Source organism: Lysobacter sp. Root667 (assembly GCF_001427715.1).
Classification (GTDB): domain Bacteria; phylum Pseudomonadota; class Gammaproteobacteria; order Xanthomonadales; family Xanthomonadaceae; genus Lysobacter.
In genome coordinates this window covers 1-20609 of record NZ_LMHF01000003.1, presented here as the reverse complement: position 1 = coordinate 20609, position 20609 = coordinate 1, and the positions used below count along the sequence as shown (strand labels likewise).

Genomic DNA, 20609 nt, shown 5'->3' with positions numbered 1-20609 from the left:
GGCTCGCTGCGCGCTCAGGTGCCGCGCGGCTTGGCGCGATGGGTCGCGGTCGCGGTCCAGGGATCGTCGGGCCAGGGGTGTTTGGGGTAGCGGCCCTTCATTTCCTTCTTCACCTCCGGGTAGGTGCGCTCCCAGAAGCCCTTGAGGTCCTGGGTGACCTGCAGCGGCCGACCCGCCGGCGACAGCAGGTGCAGGGTCAGCGGCACCCGGCCGTCGGCGATGCGCGGGGTGTCGGCCAGGCCGAACAGTTCCTGCAGCTTGACCGCCAGCACCGGTGCGGCGGCGCCGCCTTCCTCGTCGTAGGCGTAGTCGATGCCGCGCTCCATGCCGGAGGGCACGACGATGCGGGTCGGCGCGAGCGCGTCGATGCGCTGCCGCAGCGACCAGTCCAGGCGCGAGCGCAGCGCTTCGCCGAGTTCGCTTTCGCTGAGCGCGTCGAGCCGGGTCTTGCCGCTGAGCGCAGGCTTGAGCCAGTCGTCCAGCGTGGCCGTCAGCGCATCGTCGGACAGGTCCGGCAGCTCGCCGGCGAGCTCGGGCAACCAGGCGCGCAGGCAGCGCACGCGCGCGCGCCATTGCCGGAGCGATTCGGTCCAGGGCAGCGCGTCCAGGCCGAGCTGGCGCACCGCATCGACCAGGGCATCGGCGTAGCGCGAAGGATCCGGTCGCGCCAGCGGCCGGCTGTCGATCACGATGCGGTCGTAGCGGCGCTCGCGCACCGCGGCGATGCCGCGCGCGGCCGCGTCCCAGACCACCCGGTCCTCGCTGACGAAGCGCTGCGGGAATTCGCGCTCCAGGCGCGCTTCGTCCAGCGGCGCGGCGCGCAGCACGCGCGCATCGCGCGGATCGTCGCGCAGCTCGCTGATCACCAGCCAGGGCTCGCCGTAGACCGCGCTGTCGTCGAACAGTTTCGCGCTGCGGCCGTTGGCGAGCTGGTAGCGGTAGGGATCGGACGGATGCTGGCGCGCGATGCGGTCGGGAAACGCATGCAGCAGCAGATCGCCGAGCGCGTGCGCGGGCACCTGCGACGGCGGCGCGCGATCCACGCGCAGGCGCCGGCGCCATTGCTTGCTGGCCTGATCGAGCGCGGCCAAAGCGGAGCGCGACGCCTCGGCCGGCGCGCGGCCGGCGCGGAACGCCGCCAAGGCCTGCCAGCGCGCCGCCAGCGCATCGCCGCCGCTGCGCAGCGGATCGCGCGCTTCGATCAGCGCGGCCAGGTCGCAGGCCAGCGCGCGTTCGCCGGCATCGCTGGGCGCCAGCAGCATCGCCGCCAGACGCGGATGCGTGCCCAGCGCGAGCATGCGCCGGCCGAAGGCGGTGATCGCACGGCCGTCGAGCGCGCCCAGGCGCTGCAGCAGTTCGCGCGCGGCGGCCAGGGCGCCGCCGGGCGGCGGATCGAGGAAGCGCAACGAGGCGTCGCCCCACGCGGCCAGTTCCAGCGCCAGTCCGGCCAGTTCGACCTGGGCGATCTCGGGCCGGCGTTGCGGCTCCAGGCGCTGCGATTCCGGCCATAAGCGGTAGGCCCAGCCTTCAGCGACGCGGCCGGCGCGACCGGCGCGCTGGTCGGCCGAGGCCTGCGCGATCGCCACCACGTCCAGGCGCGCGAAGCCGCTGTTGGGGTCGTAGCGCGGCTCGCGCGCCAGGCCCGCGTCGATCACCACGCGCACGCCGGGCAAGGTCACGCTGGACTCGGCGACGTTGGTCGCCAGCACCACGCGGCGGCGGCCGTCGGGATCGGGCTGCAGCACGCGCGATTGCTGTTCGACCGGCAGTTCGCCGTGCAGCGCCAGCACATCGACGCCGCGCACCGCCTCGCTCGCCTGCAAGGCCGCATCGACGCGCGCGATCTCGCGCTGGCCAGGCAGGAACACCAGCACGTCGCCGGGATGCTGGACCAGCGCCTGTTCGACCGCGCGCCGGGTCTGGTGTTCGAGCTTCTCGTCGCGGCGCGCGGGATGGTGGGCGATGCTCACCGGATAGCTGCGGCCGGCGCTGCTCAGGCGCGGCGCGTCGAGGAACTGGGCCAGGCGTTCGCCGTCCAGGGTCGCCGACATCACCACGATGCGCAGGTCCTCGCGCAGCGCGGCCTGCACGTCCAGAGCCAGGGCCAGGCCGAAGTCGGCGGCGAGGTGGCGTTCGTGGAATTCGTCGAACAGCAGGGCGCCGACGCCGTCCAGGGTCGGGTCGTCCTGGATCATGCGGGTGAGGATGCCCTCGGTGACGACCTCGATCCGGGTCCGCGCCGACACCTGGTTCTCGAAGCGGATGCGGTAGCCGACGGTCTCGCCCGCGGCTTCGCCGCGCTGGCGCGCCATGAACTGCGCGGCCGCGCGCGCCGCGACCCGGCGCGGTTCCAGCATCACGATCTTGCGGCCCTGCAGCCAGGGCGCATCGAGCAGCGCCGGCGGCACCTGGGTGGTCTTGCCCGCCCCCGGCGGCGCTTCCAGCACCAGACGCGGATGGGCGGCGAGGCTGTCGCGGATCTGCGGCAGCAGCGGGTCGATGGGGAAGCCAGGCGCGGTCACGCGCGCAAGGATACGCGGGGGCGGCGCGCTTGCCTGCGGCGGAGCGGCGAACGCCGCGAGGGTTCCACGGCGAGATCGCCCAGAGCGTCCTCCGTCCAACCCAATCGCGGCTCACGCCGCTCCCACAGGGGCGGGTGTGCGCCTGCTTCCTGTGGGAGCGGCGTAAGCCGCGATGGCTCCACGACGAGATCGCCCAGAACGTCCTCCGTCCAACCCAATCGCGGCTCACGCCGCTCCCACAGGGGCGGGTGCGCGCCTGCTTTCTGTGGGAGCGACGTAAGCCGCGATGGCTCTGTCCGCCCGGACCACCCACTGCGTCCCCTATCCAACCCAATCGCGGCTTACGCCGCTCCCACAGAGAGCCGCACGCCCGCATTGCTAAACTGCGCGCTTTGCGAAGACCGCGATCCCCATGCAACTGCTCGACATCGGCGCCAACCTCACCCACGACAGCTTCGATCCCGACCGCGACGCGGTGCTGCAGCGCGCGCGCGACGCCGGGGTCGCTCAGATGGTGGTGACCGGCGCCAGCCGCGAGCATTCGCCCAAGGCCCTGGCGCTGGCGCGCAAGCACCCGGGCGAGCTGTACGCGACCGCCGGCGTGCACCCGCATCACGCCAGCGAATACACCGCCGAATGCGACGCCGAGATGCGCGCCCTGCTCGCCCATGCCGAGGTGGTCGCGGTCGGCGAATGCGGGCTGGACTACTTCCGCGATTTCTCGCCGCGCCCGGCGCAGCGGCGCGCGTTCGAGCAGCAGCTGCAGATCGCGGTCGATACCCGGAAGCCGCTGTTCCTGCACCAGCGCGACGCCCACGCCGATTTCATGGCGACGATGCGCAACTTCGACGGCCGCCTAGGCGCGGCGGTGGTGCATTGCTTTACCGGCACGCGCGAGGAGCTGTTCGACTACCTCGATCAGGACTGGCACATCGGCATCACCGGCTGGCTCTGCGACGAGCGCCGTGGCCAGCATCTGCGCGAGCTGGTCAGGAACATCCCGGCGAATCGCCTGATGATCGAGACCGACGCGCCCTATCTGCTGCCGCGCACGGTCAAGCCCGCGCCCTCGCACCGCCGCAACGAGCCCATGTACCTGGCGCACATCGTCGAAGAACTGGCGCGCGATCGCGGCGAGGAGGTGGCGGTCACCGCCGCCAACAGCACCGCGACCGCACGCGAGTTCTTCCGCCTGTCGCCGGCGTGAGCGGCCGCACGCGACGCTTCCGTCCAAGGCAGAAGCGCACCAATCCCGCTTTGGGGTAGGAGCGGCGTAAGCCGCGACCACGCCACCGGAACCTCAACGCCACCCGCCGCCCGCATCGCCCGCCGACGCGAACAACACCGCCGCCGTTTCCCCGCAAACCCCGGCCTGGGCCGCCGCCGTCGCTTCCATCGCCACACAGTCCACGGCTGTGTCGCGGGCGATCGGGCGCTGGCCGGCGGCGCCCGTCGCCGGCGCCGGAGGCAGGCCCAGGCCGGCGAGCACGAACGCGAGCAGCCCCAGCCATGGGACGCGGCGCCCGCGACCGCGCTCATTGCGCGCTGAAGTCGCCACAGCCGTACCAGTTGGCCGTTTGCGCCGCGCCGACGATCACCGCATAGGGATGCGCCTTGCCGGCGCTATCCAGGCAGCTCTTGCCGACGCCGGCCTTGTTGATCCGCACCACCAGCTCGCGCAGCTGGTTGTTGATGTTGACGCGGCCGACCAGGGCGTAGCGGCCGGGCTGCGACGGCACCTGCGGGTCCTGGATCAGGCTGCCATGGGCGACGCCGGCCAGCTGCGGCACCACCAGGCCGTAACGCAGCGGCTTGGCGCCGCTGTCGAAGATCAGGCCCCAGCCCTGGTTGCCGCCGCGGAACACCGGCGCCGGGAAATGGGGAGTGGCCGGATCGGCCGAGCGCACCGGCGCCGGCCACAGGCTGAGCGCGGCGGCCAAGAGCAGACCGGCGACCGCAACGACGGGGACACGCATGGACGACTCCTGGGACGGCGACGGCGGTCTTGCCGTCTACCGTCTCCAACGTCCGGCGGGGACGCGCGTGAATCCGTGCACGCGCTCAGACGATGGCCGGCGCGTCCAGGGCGGCGAGCTTGTCCGGGTTGCGCATGATGTAGATGCGGGTCGCGCGGCCGTCCTCGTCGTAGGCGAAGGACAGCGAAGCGGCGACGTGGCCCTCGTGTTCCAGGATCACGCCGCGCGCGCCGTTGAGGTCGGACACGGTCCAGCGGTACTCGCCCCAGTACTGGCGCAGCGAGCCGAGCACGAAGTCCAGCACCTGCTCGCGGCCGATCATCACGTCCAGGCGCGTGGGCACCTTGCCGCCGCTGTCGGCGCGCAGCTCGATGTCGTCGGCCAGCAGCGCGGCGAAGGCGTCGGTGCGGCCGCTGACGATGGCGCCCTCGAACGCGGCCAGCAGCTGATCCTGGCGCTGCAAGGGGGTGACGTGGCGCACCCCGCCCTGCTCGACGTGCGCCTTGGCGCGTGAGACCAGCTTGCGGCACGCCGCCTCCTGCAGCTCCAGGGTGCGCGCGATCTGCGGATACGGCACGTCGAAGATCTCGTACAGCAGGTAGGCCGCGCGCTCCTTGGGCGTCAGCCGTTCCAGCAGCAACAGGAAGGCGGTGCTCAAGGACGAGGCCAGCGACAGCGCGGCCTCGGGCTGGTCGTCGCCGGCGCTGTGGATGGGCTCGGGCAGCCAGGAGCCGACGTAGTCCACACGGGTGCGGTGCGCGGCGCGCAGCAGGTCGATGCAGCGGCGGGTGCAGATCGTGGTCAGCCACGAGGCCGGGTTGTCGATCGCGGCGCGGTCGGCGTCCTGCCACTTCAGGTAGGTGTCCTGAACCGCGTCCTCGGCGTCGGCGCGCGTGCCGAGGATGCGGTAGGCCAGGCCGGTCAGCAGGCGGCGATGGGTTTCGAACGCGAGGCCGGCGTCGTCGTTGCGGCTGCCTGCCTGCATCAGTGCCTCGACACCTGGATCCGGTTCCACAGATTGATCATCGCCACGCTCGAGGTCAGCACGCCGATCTCATTGTCGCTGAAGTGCTCGCGCAGCCGCGCGCGCAGCGGTCCCAGTTCGGCGCCGGGTTCGAGCCGGGTCAGGGCCTCCGCCCAGGCCAACGCGGCGCATTCGCGTGCGCTGAAATCAGCGGCCTGGCTCCAGTCGGCGAGGCGCTCCAGGCGCGCGCCGGTTTCGCCGTCCTCCAGCGCCTCGCGGGTGTGCAGCTTGATGCAGTAGTCGCAGCGGTTGATCTGCGACGCGCGCAGTTGCACCAGATGATGCAGGCCGCGCTCCAGGCCGTAGCCGTCCATGGCGCGATGCACGCTGCCCATGGCCTGCAGGACATCGGGGATTTCGCGCTGGTAGTTGATCGGGCGTGCGGCGGCGGTGTCGTTCATGGGGCGCTCCAGGGATGACGGATCATTCCGTCTTAACTGGAACGACGATCCAGCCCCCGGCCCTGTGACATGCCTGTGCGAGCGACCGCGATCAGTACACCGCGAGGTCGCCGCAGCCCTGCATCGGGTCCATGCCCTCGACACGCACGCGTACGCTGTGCTGGTGCGGACGGTCGCCGTCGTCGGTGCAGTCCTGGCGCAAAATCTCGATGGTCATGGGCTTGGCGCCCTGGGCGGTGGCCAGATCGCCGCTGAGCACGATCGGCGAGTCCGGCGCGCCGGCGGTCGGCTTTTGATAGCGCGCGTGGCCGGTCGCGTTATAGCTGCCCGAGCCCCAGGTCAGGGCCACGGTGTGGTCGAAGTCGTCGCCGCTGGCCTGGATGTCGACCGACCAGTGCTCGCCGATACCCTTGAACGCCGGCACCGGGCTGACCTTGCCGACCTGGTCGGCGGCGATCTTGGCGGCCGGGCGCCCGGCGGGCGCGGCGGTCTCCGTCGTGGCCGTGGCCGGTTGCGCCGGTGCCGCGGTCTTGCCGGCGTCGGTGCCGGCGCAACCGGCCAGGGCGGCGCTCAGGGACGCCGCGCCCAGAACAGCGGCGGACAGAAAGGACAGGCGCATGCGGTGGCTCCGGATCATTCGAGGTCGCCAGTAGAACGCATGCGGCGTGCGCGCGGGGTTAACGTTAACGGGCGGCGGCGAACCGGCGCGCATCGCCGGCCTGCGGCGCGAGCACCAGGCGCACCTGCCGCGCGCCGTCGCGGTTGCAGGCGCGACTGGCGTCGGCCATCAGCCGCGCTCGCACCGCGTAGGCCTGACTGAGGTTGTCGATGCCGGTCAGGCGTGCGACCGCCTGCTGGTCGGGCAGTGCCGGACGTTCGCAGTCGATCAGCAACGACGTGGCTTGCGGCGGTGCGGCGGCGGCGGGCACGGCGATGAGCGCGAGCGCGGCGGCCAGGGACAGGGTGGCGAGGTTCATGGCGTGGGGTCCTGAGGCGCCGGACGACCCGGCCCGCACAGGCTCGCGCCGCGCGCCCTCACGGTCTTGAGGGCGGTATGAGGAAGGTCGCTGGGAAGCCTGAGGGCGCGGACCTAAGCTTGGGAAAAGCTTAGGCCGGGTCATCGCCGCCTCCGCGTAAACGTTAATGGCCCGTCCCCCGATGGCCCGCCCGCACTCCATGAGCCCAACCGACCCACCGCCGTCCGACCTGGCCCCGTTGATCTTCGACGACATCGTGATCGACCGCAGCGGCCACCGGCTGTTGCGTGGCGGCGAAGCCCAGGCGCTGGAACCCAAGGCGTTCGCGGTGCTGGCCTTGCTGGCCGGCTCGCCCGGGCGGGTGTACGCGCGCGACGAGATCCTCGACGCCGTCTGGGGCCACCGCCACGTCACCCCGGGCGTGCTGAACCGGGTCATGACCCTGCTGCGCCATGCCCTGGGCGAGGACGCGCAGGCGCCGCGGTACCTGCACACCGTGCACGGCTACGGTTATCGCTTCGATCTGCCGGCGGCGGCTCGCGCTGCCGACACCGGGGTGGTCGCCGTGCCGCCGGTCGAGATCGAGCCCGACGCGGAACCGCGGCTGCGTCGCGCCGGCGATCATCCGCCCGCCGCGCAGCGCCGGCCACCGAGGCGCATCGCCGTACTGGCGGTGATGGCCCTGCTGCTCGCCGCCGGCGCCGGCGTCTGGTGGCGTTACGGCGGCGACCGCGGCGGCGGCGCCCCGCCCACCGACGCCGTCGCCGCCCACCACGAAACCGCGCCGGTACTCGCGGTGCTGCCGTTGCGCGCGTTCGGCGACGACCCGCGCAGCCGCGACTTCGCCGACGGCCTCAGCGAGGAGCTGATCGGCCTGCTCGCGCGCATCGACGGCCTGCGCGTGACCTCGCACACCTCCTCGGTCCAGTTCCGCGACACGCAACTGCCGCTGGCCGAGATCGCGCGCCGCCTGCGCGCCACCCACGTGCTCGAAGGCAGCGTGCGCCAGGACGGCGAACGCCTGCGCATCAGCCTGCGCCTGGTCGAGGCCGCCAGCGACCGCACCCTGTGGACGCAGGACCTGGACCGCGAGTTCCGCGACATCTTCGTGATCCAGCGCAATATCGCCTACGCGATCGGCAACGCGATGCAGCGCCAGCTCAGCCAGAAGCCGCCGGCGCCGCCCAAGGACGAGGACCCGGCGCTGTATCAGCGCTATCTGATCGCGCGCAACGCCTCGCCGGGCGGGCTGCGCAACACCAATTCCGCCGGCCTGCCGTCCGAAGCCGCATTGCGCGAATTGCTGCGCGAACACCCCGGCTACGCGCGCGCCTGGGGGTCGCTGTCGGCCAAGCTGTGGCTGCGCTCGCTGGCGCCGGAGCCCGGCCGCAACGAACTGCGCAGCGAAGCCGAACAAGCCGCCGCCACCGCCCTGAAGCTGGACCCGCAACAACCCGAAGCGCTGGGCGTGCTGGCCAACCGCGCCTGCCGCGAACAGCAGTGGCAGGAATGCCTGTCGCTGTCGCAGCGTTCGATCGCACTGACGCCTTCGGACACCGCATGGCGTGGCGCGCATGCGCAACGCCTGGCGTCGATGGGCTACGTCGACCAGGCCCTGCGCGAGATCGACGACATCCTGCTGATCGCGCCCTACGACCCGGCGCTGCATTTCTGGCGCGGACGGATGCTCGACACCCTGGGCCGTCACGACGAAGCGCAGTCGCATCTGGCGATGGCCGACCCGGTCCAGTCGCAGACCGCGCGCTACTTCAACGCGATCTGGCGCCGCGACTACGCCACCGCCGCGCGCATCGCCAGCGCCCTGCCCTCGGACCAGCCCTGGCGCAACTCCGAAATCGCCGCCGCGGCGGCGCTGCAGGATCCTTCGCGCTGGCCGGCGGTGCTGCCGGCGATCGAGTACTCCGAACGCAATCCGCGCTACGGTCAGGTCCACTACGACTTCACCCGGCTATTGCTGCCGGTGCGCGATTACCCGCGCGACATCGACAGCCTGGATGCGGTGCAGCGCGCGGGCTACGCCTCGTACCAGTGGGTGCTGTGGCAGCCCGAGTCGCGCACGCTGCGCCAGGATCCGGCGTTCCAGGCCTACCTGCGGCGCAGCGGGCTGATCGCCTTGTGGCGCGAACATGGCTGGCCGCAGATGTGCCGTTCCGATGGCGCCGATGGGGCGGTGTGCGATTGAAAGGCCGGTGCGTCGCGGCGGCGGGAAAACGCGGCGACCCGGCTTGGCGCGATGCCGCGCTTGAGCGTCCTTACGGCGTAGCCGGGGCCGTCCCGGCCAGCAGCGCGTCGATCTCGCTGCGCACCTGCGCGCAATGCGTCGCGCGATAGCGCTGCATGTCTTCGACCTGCTCCGACGGCAGTTGCAGCAACTGGCTCATGGCCCGCTGCATGCCGGCATAGAAGCCGGCGTCGTAAGCGCTCTGGTCGAACTCGCGCCCGGCCGCGCGAAAGCGCGCCTCGGCCGCGACGCGCAAAATTTCATTCAAGCGCTCCAGCTCGGGGTCCACGTAACCGCACAACGAGGCCCGGGTCAGGCGCGTGCCGTCGTCCATGGCGCGCTCGTGCAGGGCGCTTTCGCCGGCATCGGACGCCGGTGCGGCAAACGCGGTGGTGCACACGCCCGCGCTCAGGATCGAAGCGAGCGCGATCCTGCGCCAACTCAACTGCGCAGGCCCACGCCACGCTTGAGCAGCCACAGGCCCAGCGTCGCCAGCGCGGCGACGAAGCCCAGCATCAGCGCATACGCCACCCACAGCGGCACGTCGCTGCTGCCGAGCAGGCCGTAGCGGAAGGCATTGACCATGTAGAAGATCGGATTGGCGTGGGTCATGGCTTCGGCCCACGGCGGCAGCAGCTTGACCGAATAGAACACGCCGCCCAGATAGGTCAGCGGGGTCAGGATGAAGGTCGGCACGATCGCGACGTCGTCGAACTTCTTGGCGTACACCGCGTTGATGAAGCCCGCCAGCGAGAAGATGGTCGCGCCCAGCAGCACGGTGGTGAGGGTTACCAACGGATGCGGCACGCTCACCTTGGTGAAGCACATCGCGATCAGCAGCACGATCGTGCCGACCATCAGCCCGCGCAGCACCGCGCCGGCGACGTAGCCGGCCAGGATCACCCAGTTCGGCATCGGGCTGACCAGCAGCTCCTCGACGTGGCGGCCGAACTTGGCGCCGAAGAAGCTGGACGAGATGTTGCCGTAGCTGTTCTGGATCACGCTCATCATCACCAGGCCGGGGACGATGAACTCCATGTAGCTGTAGCCGCCCATGTCGCGGATCTGCGAGCCGATCAGGCCGCCGAAGATCAGGAAGTACAGCGCCATCGTGATCGCCGGCGGCACCAGGGTCTGGCCCCAGATGCGCAGGATGCGCGCGACTTCGCGCCGCACGATGGTGCCCAGCGCGGTCAGGTTGCGCTGCGCGTTGGTGGGCTGGGCGTTCGGAGCCAGGTCGTTCATGCGCTCTGCTCCGGTTGTGCGGGCACGCCGTTGCCGAGCGGGCCCTTGTCGAGGTTGTCGCTGGTCAGGCGCACGAACAGTTCTTCCAGGCGGTTGGACTTGGTGCGCATCGAACGCACGCGGATGCCGGCCCCGCCCAGGGTCGCGAACACGCGGTTGAGGTCCATGGCGCGCGGCATTTCCAGGTCCAGGGTGTGGTCGTCGACCGCGCTCAGGGTCGCGCCTTCGATCTCAGGCAAGGCCGCCGGCAGCACGCCGTCGATGTCGAACAGGAAACCTTCGACGTCGAGCTTGGCCAACAGCGCCTTCATCGGACCCTGCTCGACGATGCGGCCGTGGTCGATGATCGCCAGGTTCCGGCACAGGCTCTCGGCCTCTTCCAGGTAATGCGTGGTCAGGATGATGGTGGTGCCGGAGGCGTTGATCTCGCGCAGCGTCTTCCACATGCCGCGGCGGATCTCGATGTCGACGCCGGCGGTGGGCTCGTCGAGGATCAGCAGCTGCGGCCGGGTCATCATCGCCCGCGCGATCATCAGCCGGCGCTTCATGCCGCCCGACAGGGTCCGGCTCATCATCTGCGCCTTGTCCCACAGCTGGGCGCGCTTGAGTTCCTCTTCGGCGCGCTCGATCGCGATCTGGCGCGGCACGCCGTAGAAGCCGGCGTAGTTGACCAGGATGTCGAGCGGCTTCTCGAACATGTTGAAGTTGAGTTCCTGCGGCACCAGGCCGATCAGGCGCATCGCCGCGCTGCGGTTGCGGGCCAGGTCGGTGCCGAAGATCTCCACCGAGCCCTCGCTGAGGTTGACCAGCGAGCTGACGATGCCGATCAGGGTCGACTTGCCGGCGCCGTTGGGGCCGAGCAGGGCGAAGAAATCGCCGGGGGCGACGTCGAGCGAGACGCCCTTCAGGGCCTCGACGCGGTTGTCGTAGGTCTTGCGCAGCGCGCGCACGGACAGCGCGGGCGCCCCGGGGGCGCCGCCGGCCGCCGTGGACGCGGAGGCCGTACCAGCTTGGTTTTGGGTCATTTCGGGAAGCCTGCACCGCGAGCCGCGCGGCGATAACCGGTAGTATAGGCGCCCCCGTGGTCGCGCTCCGGCCACAGACTGTTGCAGGTTTGTCGGTAGCCGTGGCCATCCAGCATTTCCCCCTCAAGCTCGTCTCGCGCCGCATGCTGGCCCCCACCGTGGGCCACTACACCTTCGTCCGCGACGACGGCCAGCCGCTGGATTACATCCCCGGCCAGTTCATCCAGGTCCACTTCCAGTACGCCGACGGCACCGCGACCAAGCGCAGCTACTCGCTGGCGACCATCCACGACCACGCGCTGGGACCGGGCGAGGCGGTGGAGATCGCGGTGAGCTACGTGCCCGGCGGCGCGGCGACCGCGCTGTTCGAAGGCCTGGACGAAGGCGGCACGATCGACGCCAGCGGTCCGTTCGGGCGCTTCTGCCTGATGCCGGCCGACGCCAACCGGCGTTACCTGCTGATCGCCACCGGCACCGGCGTGACCCCGTACCGGGCGATGCTGCCGCAGCTGGAAACCCTGATCCGCGAACGCGGTATCGAGGTGGTGCTGATGTTCGGCGCGCGCACCCCGGACGAGCTGCTGTACGGCGACGAGTTCGGCGCCTTCGCCGACCGCCAGCCGAACTTCCGCTTCGTGCCCTGCTATTCGCGCGAGCTGCCGGTCGACCGGCATCCGGACACCCGCCACGGTTACGTGCAGCAGTTCCTCGACGAGTTCGCGCCCAACGGCGAGTCCGACATCGCCTACCTGTGCGGCAATCCGAACATGGTCGATACCTGCTTCGAGGCGCTGAAGACGCACGGCCTGCCGATTCCGCACATCCGTCGCGAGAAGTACGTCAGCAGCAAGTAAGCCGACGCGGCCGAACGTCCGCCGCGACTGCCGCCCAGCCAACACCCGGGCTGCACGCCCGACCCGCCACGATGGCCGCCTCTCCCAGCGGAGTCGGTCATGCGCAATCACGGCGGATTCACCAAGATCGCCAAATGGGCGGCCCGGTTCACCGGGCGGCCGCTGTGTTTCGGCCTGGCCGCCGGCCTGATCCTGGTCTGGCTGGTGTCCGGCCCCCTGTTCGGCTTCAGTGACACCTGGCAGCTGGTGATCAACACCAGCACCACCATCATCACCTTCCTGATGGTGTTCCTGATCCAGAACACCCAGAACCGCGACACCGAGGCGATGCAGATCAAGCTCGACGAGCTGATCCGGGCGACCCGCGAAGCCCACAACGCCCTGCTGGATCTGGAAGAACTGGACGAGGCCGCGCTGGACCGCTATCGCAGCCGCTACCAGGAGCTGGCGAAGTCCGCGCGGGCCGGCGGCGAAAGCGACGAGATCGAGGAACGGCGGGCGGGTTCGGCGCCGGCCCCGTAACCGCCGTTGCTTGCTGTGGGAGCGGCGTGAGCCGCGGGGTCGCTGCGGTGCGCGAGGTATCGCCCAGCGATGCTTCGGCTCCGGTGCCGGGTCACACCTGCCGGGTCCACGCCTGCCGGGCCCATGCCTGCTCGGACCACGCCCATGACGCGGCCTGCGCCGGCCGCCCCTGGTCGAAATCGCGGCTTACGCCGCTCCCACAGCTGCGGGCGGGAGCCCGCGTCGGGGCTATCAGTATCGGTTCCGCCGCCGGGCCATCTCTTCGGTCACATTTTTCCGCTGGCGCCAGTCTGTCATTCTGAAGGCGTATCGCCTTAGGACGAGAGGGATCCATGCGTATCACCCATTATCTGACGGCCGCGCTCGCGGCCGCCACGCTGCTGTCCGGCTGCGGCCAGGGTCCGGCCGCGCAGAAGCAGATCCAGGCCGAAGCCGGCCAGCGCCTCTACGGCCGGATCGCGTTCCGGCCCTGCTCGCTGACCAGCCCGTTCACCGCCGACAGCATTGCCGCGCAGTGCGCGCGCTACGCCGTGCCTGAAAACCCGGCGCTGCCCAAGGGCCGCCAGGTCCAGCTCAACATCGCCTGGCTGCCGGCCACCGACGAATCCGACGTCGCCGCCGATCCGGTGTTCTTCCTCGCCGGCGGCCCCGGCCAGGCCGCGACCGAAGTCTGGCCGACGATGGACGCGGCGTTCCGCGAAGTGCGCAAGCACCGCCACGTGGTGTTGGTCGACCAGCGCGGCACCGGCAAGTCGAATCCCCTGATCTGCCGCAACGCCCAGGGCGACAGCGCGGTAATGGAGGACGACAGCGCCGGCGTGCAGGATGCAGTCAAGTTCGCCGGCGACTGCGCGGCCAAGCTGCAGGCCGACCCGCGCTACTACACCACCACCGACGCGGTGCGCGACCTGGACAATGTGCGCGCGGCGCTGGGCGTGGCCAAGATCGACGTGGTCGGCGGTTCCTACGGCACCCGCGTGGCGCAGCAGTACGCGATGCGCCATCCGCAGCACACCCGCGCGGTGGTGATCGACGGCGTGGTGCCGAACGAGCTGGTGCTGGGTTCCGAGCACGCGCGCAATCTGGACGTCTCGCTGGCGCTGCAGTTCGAGCAGTGCCGCAAGACCCCGGCCTGCCGCCAGCGCTTCGGCGACGATCCGCGCGCGCAGCTGCGCGAATTGATGACGCGCCTGAAGGACAAGCCGGTCGAGGTCGAGTACCGCGACCCGACCACCGGCGAGCTCAAGCGCGACCAGGCCACCGCCGGCGCGGTCGCCGGCCTGACCCGCATGTTCGCCTACGCGCCGCAGGCCGCCGCGCTGCTGCCGCTGGTGCTCAACGAGGCCGATCAGGGCCGCTACGCGCCGCTGATGTCGCTGACCCAGATGATCCAGGGCCAGGTCAGCGAGCAGATCATGCACGGCATGCAGCTGTCGGTGATCTGCGCCGAGGATGCGGACCTGCTGAAGGACGATCCGGCCGACGCCGAGACCGTGATGGGCAGCGATCTGTCCACGGTGCTGGTGGCGCAGTGCAAGGTCTGGCCGACCGGCAAGCGTCCGGCCGATTTCCACGCACCGTTCAAGTCTTCGCTGCCGACGCTGTTGCTGTCGGGCGAGTTCGATCCGGTGACGCCGCCGCGCTATGGCGAGCAGGTGCTCAAGGGTCTGCCCAACGGTCGCCACCTGGTGCTGCGCGGCCAGGGCCACGGCAGCTTCGCTTCGGGCTGCATGCCCAAGCTCATGGGCCAGTTCCTGGAAAGCGCCGACGCCAAGCAGCTCGACGCCAAGTGCCTGGACTCGCTGGGCTACGTGCCGCCGTTCGTCTCGTTCAACGGGTGGGAGCCGTAGCGCGCCGCGCGCTGCGATCCACCGCGTTCCCACTTTCCAGGCTCTCATCGATGATCATCGCTAACGATCTGCACAAGAGTTTCAAGACCAAGACCGGCGTGGTCCACGCCGTCGAGGGCGTCGACTTCGAGGCGCGCGACGGCCAGATCACCGGCCTGCTCGGCCCCAACGGCGCCGGCAAGACCACCACCCTGCGCATGCTCTACACCCTGATGCAGCCCGACCGCGGCGACATCCAGGTCGACGGCGTCGACGCGCGCCGCGATCCGGCGACCGTGCGGCGCGCGCTGGGCGTGCTGCCCGATGCGCGCGGCGTGTACAAGCGCCTGACCGCGCGCGAGAACATCGCCTACTTCGGCGAGTTGCACGGTATGTCGCGTTCGGCGATCGCCGAACGCACGCGCACGCTCGCCGCCGCTCTGGACATGGACGATATCCTCGACCGCCAGACCGAAGGCTTCTCGCAGGGCCAGCGCACCAAGACCGCGATCGCGCGCGCCCTGGTCCACGACCCGCGCAACGTGATCCTGGACGAACCCACCAACGGCCTGGACGTGATGACCACGCGCGCGATGCGTGGCTTCCTCAAGCAGCTGCGCGACGAGGGCCGCTGCGTGATCTTCTCCAGCCACATCATGCAGGAGGTGGCCGCGCTGTGCGATCGCATCGTGATCGTGGCCAAGGGCAAGGTGGTCGCGTCCGGCACCGCCGACGAACTGCGCGCGCAGACCGGCGAACCCAATCTCGAAGACGCGTTCGTGCGCGCCATCGGCAGCGACGAGGGCCTGCACGCATGAAGACTTCCTGGTTCTCCGCAACCTCGGCCGTGGTGCGCAAGGAATTGCGCGACATCGGCCGCGACCGCCGCACCCTCGCCCTGGCCCTGCTGCTGGGCCCGCTGCTGTATCCGGTGCTGATGCTGGGTATGGGTTCGCTGGCCGAGAAGCGCGCCAAGACCCAGCTCGACAAGACCCTGGAGGTGCCGGTGCTCGGCGCCGAGCGTGCGCCCAACCTGATCGCGTACCTGGCCACGCGCGGCATCGTCGCGACCAAGCCGCCGGCCGACCTGGACCAGGCGATCGCGCGACAGGACGTGGACGTCGCGCTGCAGATCGGCAGCGAATACGGCAAGCAGTGGAAGGACGGCCAGCCGGCCCTGGTCGAGATCGTGCAGGACAGCACGCGTCGCGACGCCGAGATTCCCAGCGCGCGCCTGCGCAACGCCCTGGAGGGCTACAGCCAACAGGTCGGCGCGCTGCGACTGCTCGCACGCGGCTTGTCGCCGACCATCGCGCGTCCGGTCAACGTCGGCACCCGCGATCTCGCCACGCCGGAAGCCAAGCGCGGCCTGATGCTGTCGTTCATGCTGCCCTATCTGTTGATCTTCTCGTCCTTCATCGGCGGCGCGGCCTTGATCCTGGACGCCACCGCCGGCGAACGCGAACGCCAGTCGCTGGAACCGCTGCTGGCCACGCCTGCTTCGCGCGGCGCCATCGTCAGCGGCAAGATCGCGGCCGCCTGCATCCTGGGCTTCACTTCGCTGCTGCTGACCTTGCTCGCGTTCAAGCTCAGCGCGCAGATGGGCACCGGCAGCACGCGCATGCTCGATGTGAGCTTCATGGCGATCGGCAAGATGCTGTTGATCCTGCTGCCGATGCTGTTCATCGGCACCGCGCTGCTGACCTACCTGGCCGCCGGCGCCAAGAGCATCAAGGAAGCGCAGAGCCACATGACCTGGCTGATGCTGATGCCGATGGTGCCGACGATCATCCTGATGGTGAATCCGCTCAAGACCCAGCTGTGGCAGTTCGCGGTGCCGTTCCTGGCCCAGAACCAGCTGCTGCTGAAGGTGATCCGCGGCGAGTTCATCGCCCCGCAGGTGTGGATGGTCTATCTGGCCGCGGGCTTCGCGCTGGCCGCACTGCTGTGGTTCGCCGCAGTGCATCGTTACCACAACGAGCGCCTGGCGATTTCGGGCTGAGGTTCGCAGCCAAGCGCGCGTGTGCAGGAAGCCCGGCCTTGTGCCGGGCTTTTTGTTTTTCCGCATCCGATGAATGCCGGGCGATCGCGGCGGCGATGCGGTTCGCCTGCGGCTCACCGCATCCTACAAACCACCGTTGTTGCTGTTGTCGTTGCATTGAAATCCATTGACCCGCACCACGACGAACAACCGTAGACCCGAAGGGCGGCGCGCAGGACGCGCGCCGTTTTTCGAGGAACAGGATGTTCCTTCGAAAAATCCCTGCGCCACCTCCGATCTCGCACGGGAGGGTTGTCTAGGCAAGCCCTTCTCTTTGGTTACTTTCTCTTGGGCTAGCAAGAGAAAGTGACCCGCACGCGCAGCGGGCGGAAGCTGTTGCTTAAGAACGAAAGCAACGCAGCAAACGGAATTCGCAATCGCGGCTCACGCCGCTCCCACAGAAAGCAGAAAGCGAAGCCGATCCGAATCGAAGCCAGCGCGGTAGCCGAAGGCCGCGGTCGCGGCTCACGCCGCTCCTACCCCAAGGCGAGTGGCAAGAGAAAGTGACCGGCATGCGCCGCAGGCGGAAGCTGTTGCTTTAGAACGAAACCGGCAAAGCAGCCGGAATTCGCGATCGCGGCTCACGCCGCTCCCACAGAAAGCAGAAAGCGAAGCGAATCCGAATCGAAGCCAGCGCGGTAGCCGAAGGGCGCGGTCGCGGCTTACGCCGCTCCTACCCCAAAGCGAGTGACAAGAGAAAGTGACCCGTATGCGCCGCAAGCGGAAGCTGTTGCTTTAGAACGAAACCGGCAAAGCAGCCGGAATTCGCGATCGCGGCTCGCGCCGCTCCCACAGAAAGCGAAGTCGATCCACATCGGAGCCTGCGCAGTAGCCAGAGGTCGCGGTCGCGGCTCAAGCCGCTTCTGCCCCAGGGCGGAAGGCTGTCTGCGCAGACCGGGTACGCAGACCTCAAACGCGAAAAACAACGCCCGGCCGAAGCCGGGCGTTGCGGGTACTGCGTGCGGGTCTCCCGTGCATTGCCGCACTCCCGCCTTTGGATCGCTTAGCCGCCCGGGTTGAACCCGATCGTGCGACGGGTCGTGACCGGCGCCCCCACCGGCTGGAACCGCCACTTGCGCACCGCATTGACCGCTTCGCGGTCGAAGATGCGCGCCGGGTTGGAACGGACCACGCGGGCGGCGGTGACCGAGCCGTCGGTGCCGACGGTGAACTCGACCTGCACTTCGCCCGACTGACCGGCACGCAGCGCTTCCGGCGGATAACGCGGAGCCGGCGTCGACACCGCACGCAGGTCGGCGCCTGCGGACGGCGTGGCGGAGGCGGTCTGACGCGCTTCGGCCGCACGCTGTTCGCTGGCGCGTTGCTCGGCGGCGCGCTGGTCGGCGGCGCGTTGCTCGGCTTCGCGAGTGGCGGTGGCTTCGCGGGTCGCCGCGGCCTGACGCTCGGCGGCCTGGCTGGCGGCGAGCTGGGTCGCGGCCTGCTTCTGCTGCGCTTCCTGCTGGGCCAGACGCTGCTTCTCGAGGTCGGCCTGCTTCTTGGCCTGCTCTTCGGCGGTCAGCACCTGCTGTTCGGCGCGCTTGGCGACTTCGGCCTGCTTGGCGCCGATGCTGGCCTTCAGGCGCGCGAGCGCCGGATGCTGGGCGTCGGCTTTTTCCAACAGCGCCGACAGGCGCTGGGCTTCGGCGAAGTCCTCGCGGCTGACGCTTTGCTCGGTCGCGATCACGGTCATCGGCAGCAGGTCGGTGAGCGCGCTGGAGACGGCGGCGTCGGCCGGCGCCTTGTCGCGCAACGCCAGGTAGTACTCGACCGCGTTGTCTTCGGCCGGTGCGTACAGGCGGTTTTCCGCATAGGCCTTGCGGGCCGCTTCGCGGAGCTGGTCGGCGGTCAAGGCGGAGACCTTGGCCGAGACCGCTGTTTCCGGCGTGACGGCCGGAGCCGTGGTCGCCGCGGTGGGCGCCGCCCCTTCCTGGGCGGGTTGATCCTTGCCGCAGGCGGCCAGCGCGCAGGCCAGGGCCAGCGCGATGCTCACATGCGATACGACGGACAGCCGGCGTGAACGCCGGTCATTTTGGTTCACAGTCATTGGCAAAACTCCCCTGAAGTGCGCCGTAGCGAGCACACACCGGATAGGACGCGCTAGCAGGCCGCGTTTGTCAAGCGCCTGGGGCCCAAAAACCGGCCCCGGCAAGGCATGAATCGGTGATTGTGACCGATCCCGGGGCGCCGGGTTCCGCGCCTGTTGGAAGCGCGGCTATTTGCCGATGCAGAAGCTGGAAAAAATGTGCCCGAGCAGGTCATCGGCGCGAACCCGGCCGGTGATTTCGCCCAAAGCATCGTGGGCCTGGCGCAGCGACTCGGCGGCCAGGTCCAGCACCTCGCGTTCGATCTGGACCCGGGCGTCGGCGAGTTCGGCCTGCGCACGCAGCAGGGCTTCGACGTGGCGGGCGCGGGCGGTGAACGCCCCCTCGGCCGCGTCGGCGCCGTCGCCCTGGGCCAGCGTGCGCAGGCGCGCATGCAGGGCGTCCAGGCCGCGGCCGGTGCGGGCCGAAACCTGAATGCGGTCGTCCGCGTCGACGACCCCGGTGCCTTCCTCGAGCAGGTCGGCCTTGTTGTACAGCCACAGCCGCGCCGGCACCCCGGCGATGGCATCGGCGACCGCGAGACGGCCGGACTCGGGATCGCGCGCGTCCAGCACCACGATCGCCAGGTCGGCGCGCGCGAGTTCGTCGCGAGCGCGGCGCATGCCCTCGCGCTCGATCGCGTCGCCGCCCTCGCGCAGGCCGGCGGTGTCGACCAGGGTCAGTTCGACGCCGTCGCTGCGGATGGTCTCGTGCAACAGGTCGCGGGTGGTGCCGGCGATGTCGGTGACGATGGCGCGGTCGCTGCCGGCCAGGGCGTTCAGCAATGAGCTCTTACCGGCATTCGGCGGCCCGACGATGACCGCGTGCAGGCCGTCGCGCAGACGGCGGCCGCGTTCGGCCGCAGCCAGCAGGGAGTCCAGGGCGACCGACAGGGCCTCGAAACGCTGGCGCAAGGCGGCGCCGCCGAGGGTGTCCAGCGGTTCGTCGGCGAAATCGATCGCGGCCTCGACGTGCACGCGCACCGCGAGCAGGTCGTCGGCCAGGGCATCGACGCGGCGCGAGAACTCGCCGTCCAGCGCACGTCGCGCCGCGCGCGCCGCGCGTTCGTCGGCGGCGGCGATCAGATCGGCGACGGCCTCGGCCTGGGCCAGGTCGAGCCGGCCTTCGAGAAAGGCACGCTCGCTGAACTCGCCCGGCCGGGCGCGGCGCGCACCCAGCGCGCCGCAACGTTCGGCCAGCGCCTGCAGCACGGCCGGGCTGCCGTGCGCCTGCAGTTCGACCACGTCCTCGCCGGTGTAGCTGGCGGGTGCGGCGAAGTACAGGGCGATGCCGTCGTCGATCACCGCGCCGTCGCCGTCGACGAAGCGCACGTGGTGCGCGCACCGCGGCTGCAGCCGACGCGCCGCCAGACTTTCGCCGATCGCCCGTGCCCGCGGACCCGACAGACGCACGATCCCGACCCCACCGGCACCGGGCGCGGTGGCGATCGCGGCAATGGTGTCGCGGTCGTTGGGGGGCGTGGCGGTCATGCGGTTTCGGCGGTGAGTCTGGGTGCATCAGGGTAGCGCGTTGGGGGTGGGGAGCAGTTGCGGGAGATGGAAGCGGGCGTTCCGGCCGTATTGGCTGCAGCGAGCTTGCTCTGATCTGGGAAGGCAGCGAAGCACGCTGCGGTGGTGCTATGGCGCCTCGTCGAGCCGTAGCTGTGGCCGCTGCTGTTGTTGTTGCTGTTGCTGTTGCTGTTGCTGTTGCTGTTGCTGTTGCTGTTGCCGCAGCATTGAAATCCATAGCACCGCACCACGACGAACAACCGTAGACCCGAAGGGCGGCGCGCAGGACGCGCGCCGTTTTTCGAGGAACAGGATGTTCCTTCGAAAAATCACCGCGCCAGCACCGAACCCGCACGGGAGGG

At 70.1% G+C, this 20609-nt stretch carries 19 protein-coding genes; 7 read left to right on the top strand and 12 right to left on the bottom strand.

Annotated elements, in window-relative coordinates; all coding sequences use genetic code 11:
- Positions 1–14: 14 nt before the first annotated feature.
- On the bottom strand, positions 15–2522 hold the full coding sequence (hrpB, locus tag ASD78_RS02730) for an ATP-dependent helicase HrpB (RefSeq protein WP_056098266.1): 2508 nt from the start codon (positions 2520–2522) through the stop codon (positions 15–17).
- 412 nt (positions 2523–2934) lie between these two features.
- On the opposite strand from hrpB, the gene ASD78_RS02725 reads away from it, so the two are divergent.
- A complete protein-coding gene (locus ASD78_RS02725) occupies positions 2935–3729 on the top strand; it encodes a TatD family hydrolase (protein ID WP_055905670.1) in 795 nt (264 codons plus the stop codon).
- Positions 3730–4057: 328 nt separating this feature from the next.
- Here ASD78_RS02725 and ASD78_RS02715 read toward each other — a convergent pair whose 3' ends face one another.
- From ASD78_RS02715 to ASD78_RS02695, 5 genes are all read right to left on the bottom strand, one after another.
- Positions 4058–4498, bottom strand: coding sequence for a hypothetical protein (locus ASD78_RS02715; RefSeq protein ID WP_156087552.1), 441 nt, complete (start codon positions 4496–4498; stop codon positions 4058–4060).
- 85 nt (positions 4499–4583) lie between these two features.
- On the bottom strand, positions 4584–5483 hold the full coding sequence (sigJ, locus tag ASD78_RS02710; protein ID WP_056098262.1) for an RNA polymerase sigma factor SigJ: 900 nt from the start codon (positions 5481–5483) through the stop codon (positions 4584–4586).
- Positions 5483–5923 carry a carboxymuconolactone decarboxylase family protein gene (locus tag ASD78_RS02705; protein WP_056098260.1) on the bottom strand — a complete coding sequence of 147 codons (441 nt, stop codon included), beginning with the start codon at positions 5921–5923 and terminating at the stop codon, positions 5483–5485. Before ASD78_RS02705 ends, sigJ begins: the two co-directional genes overlap by 1 nt.
- A 91-nt stretch (positions 5924–6014) precedes the next feature.
- The gene (locus ASD78_RS02700; RefSeq protein ID WP_056098258.1) at positions 6015–6542 is read right to left on the bottom strand and encodes a hypothetical protein; all 528 of its coding nucleotides are present in this window, start codon (positions 6540–6542) and stop codon (positions 6015–6017) included.
- 64 nt (positions 6543–6606) lie between these two features.
- Positions 6607–6900, bottom strand: coding sequence for a hypothetical protein (locus tag ASD78_RS02695; protein WP_056098255.1), 294 nt, complete (start codon positions 6898–6900; stop codon positions 6607–6609).
- A gap of 199 nt (positions 6901–7099) precedes the next feature.
- Here ASD78_RS02695 and ASD78_RS02690 point away from each other — a divergent pair, with 199 nt between their 5' ends.
- The gene (locus ASD78_RS02690; protein ID WP_162250119.1) at positions 7100–9103 is read left to right on the top strand and encodes a winged helix-turn-helix domain-containing protein; all 2004 of its coding nucleotides are present in this window, start codon (positions 7100–7102) and stop codon (positions 9101–9103) included.
- 70 nt (positions 9104–9173) lie between these two features.
- Here ASD78_RS02690 and ASD78_RS02685 read toward each other — a convergent pair whose 3' ends face one another.
- The 3 genes from ASD78_RS02685 to ASD78_RS02675 form a co-directional block, all read right to left on the bottom strand.
- A complete protein-coding gene (locus tag ASD78_RS02685) occupies positions 9174–9476 on the bottom strand; it encodes a hypothetical protein (RefSeq protein ID WP_156087551.1) in 303 nt (100 codons plus the stop codon).
- Between the two features lie 107 nt (positions 9477–9583).
- Entirely contained in the window at positions 9584–10387 is an 804-nt protein-coding gene (locus ASD78_RS02680; RefSeq protein ID WP_055905642.1) for an ABC transporter permease, read from the bottom strand.
- Positions 10384–11412 (bottom strand): ABC transporter ATP-binding protein, encoded by a 1029-nt coding sequence (locus ASD78_RS02675; protein ID WP_055905639.1) that lies wholly within the window; start codon positions 11410–11412, stop codon positions 10384–10386. Before ASD78_RS02675 ends, ASD78_RS02680 begins: the two co-directional genes overlap by 4 nt.
- 143 nt (positions 11413–11555) lie before the next feature.
- On the opposite strand from ASD78_RS02675, the gene ASD78_RS02670 reads away from it, so the two are divergent.
- The 5 genes from ASD78_RS02670 to ASD78_RS02650 all read left to right on the top strand — a co-directional run bounded on the left by ASD78_RS02670 (position 11556) and on the right by ASD78_RS02650 (position 16619).
- On the top strand, positions 11556–12266 hold the full coding sequence (locus tag ASD78_RS02670; RefSeq protein ID WP_056098312.1) for an FAD-binding oxidoreductase: 711 nt from the start codon (positions 11556–11558) through the stop codon (positions 12264–12266).
- Between the two features lie 99 nt (positions 12267–12365).
- Positions 12366–12788 carry a low affinity iron permease family protein gene (locus ASD78_RS02665; protein WP_056098249.1) on the top strand — a complete coding sequence of 141 codons (423 nt, stop codon included), beginning with the start codon at positions 12366–12368 and terminating at the stop codon, positions 12786–12788.
- 332 nt (positions 12789–13120) lie between these two features.
- Positions 13121–14638 carry an alpha/beta hydrolase gene (locus ASD78_RS02660; RefSeq protein WP_056098247.1) on the top strand — a complete coding sequence of 506 codons (1518 nt, stop codon included), beginning with the start codon at positions 13121–13123 and terminating at the stop codon, positions 14636–14638.
- 50 nt (positions 14639–14688) lie between these two features.
- A complete protein-coding gene (locus ASD78_RS02655) occupies positions 14689–15435 on the top strand; it encodes an ATP-binding cassette domain-containing protein (protein WP_055905627.1) in 747 nt (248 codons plus the stop codon).
- Positions 15432–16619, top strand: coding sequence for an ABC transporter permease (locus ASD78_RS02650; RefSeq protein ID WP_055905625.1), 1188 nt, complete (start codon positions 15432–15434; stop codon positions 16617–16619). The genes ASD78_RS02655 and ASD78_RS02650 overlap by 4 nt, the downstream gene beginning before the upstream one ends.
- Positions 16620–17661: 1042 nt before the next feature.
- On the opposite strand, the gene ASD78_RS02645 is transcribed toward ASD78_RS02650, so the two are convergent.
- The 3 genes from ASD78_RS02645 to ASD78_RS21360 all read right to left on the bottom strand — a co-directional run.
- Positions 17662–18648 (bottom strand): energy transducer TonB, encoded by a 987-nt coding sequence (locus ASD78_RS02645; protein ID WP_235565852.1) that lies wholly within the window; start codon positions 18646–18648, stop codon positions 17662–17664.
- Between the two features lie 222 nt (positions 18649–18870).
- Positions 18871–20229 carry a tRNA uridine-5-carboxymethylaminomethyl(34) synthesis GTPase MnmE gene (gene mnmE / locus ASD78_RS02640; protein WP_056098245.1) on the bottom strand — a complete coding sequence of 453 codons (1359 nt, stop codon included), beginning with the start codon at positions 20227–20229 and terminating at the stop codon, positions 18871–18873.
- A gap of 147 nt (positions 20230–20376) precedes the next feature.
- Positions 20377–20609 (bottom strand): hypothetical protein (locus tag ASD78_RS21360; RefSeq protein WP_235566432.1); only part of this gene is annotated, 233 nt, incomplete at its 5' end.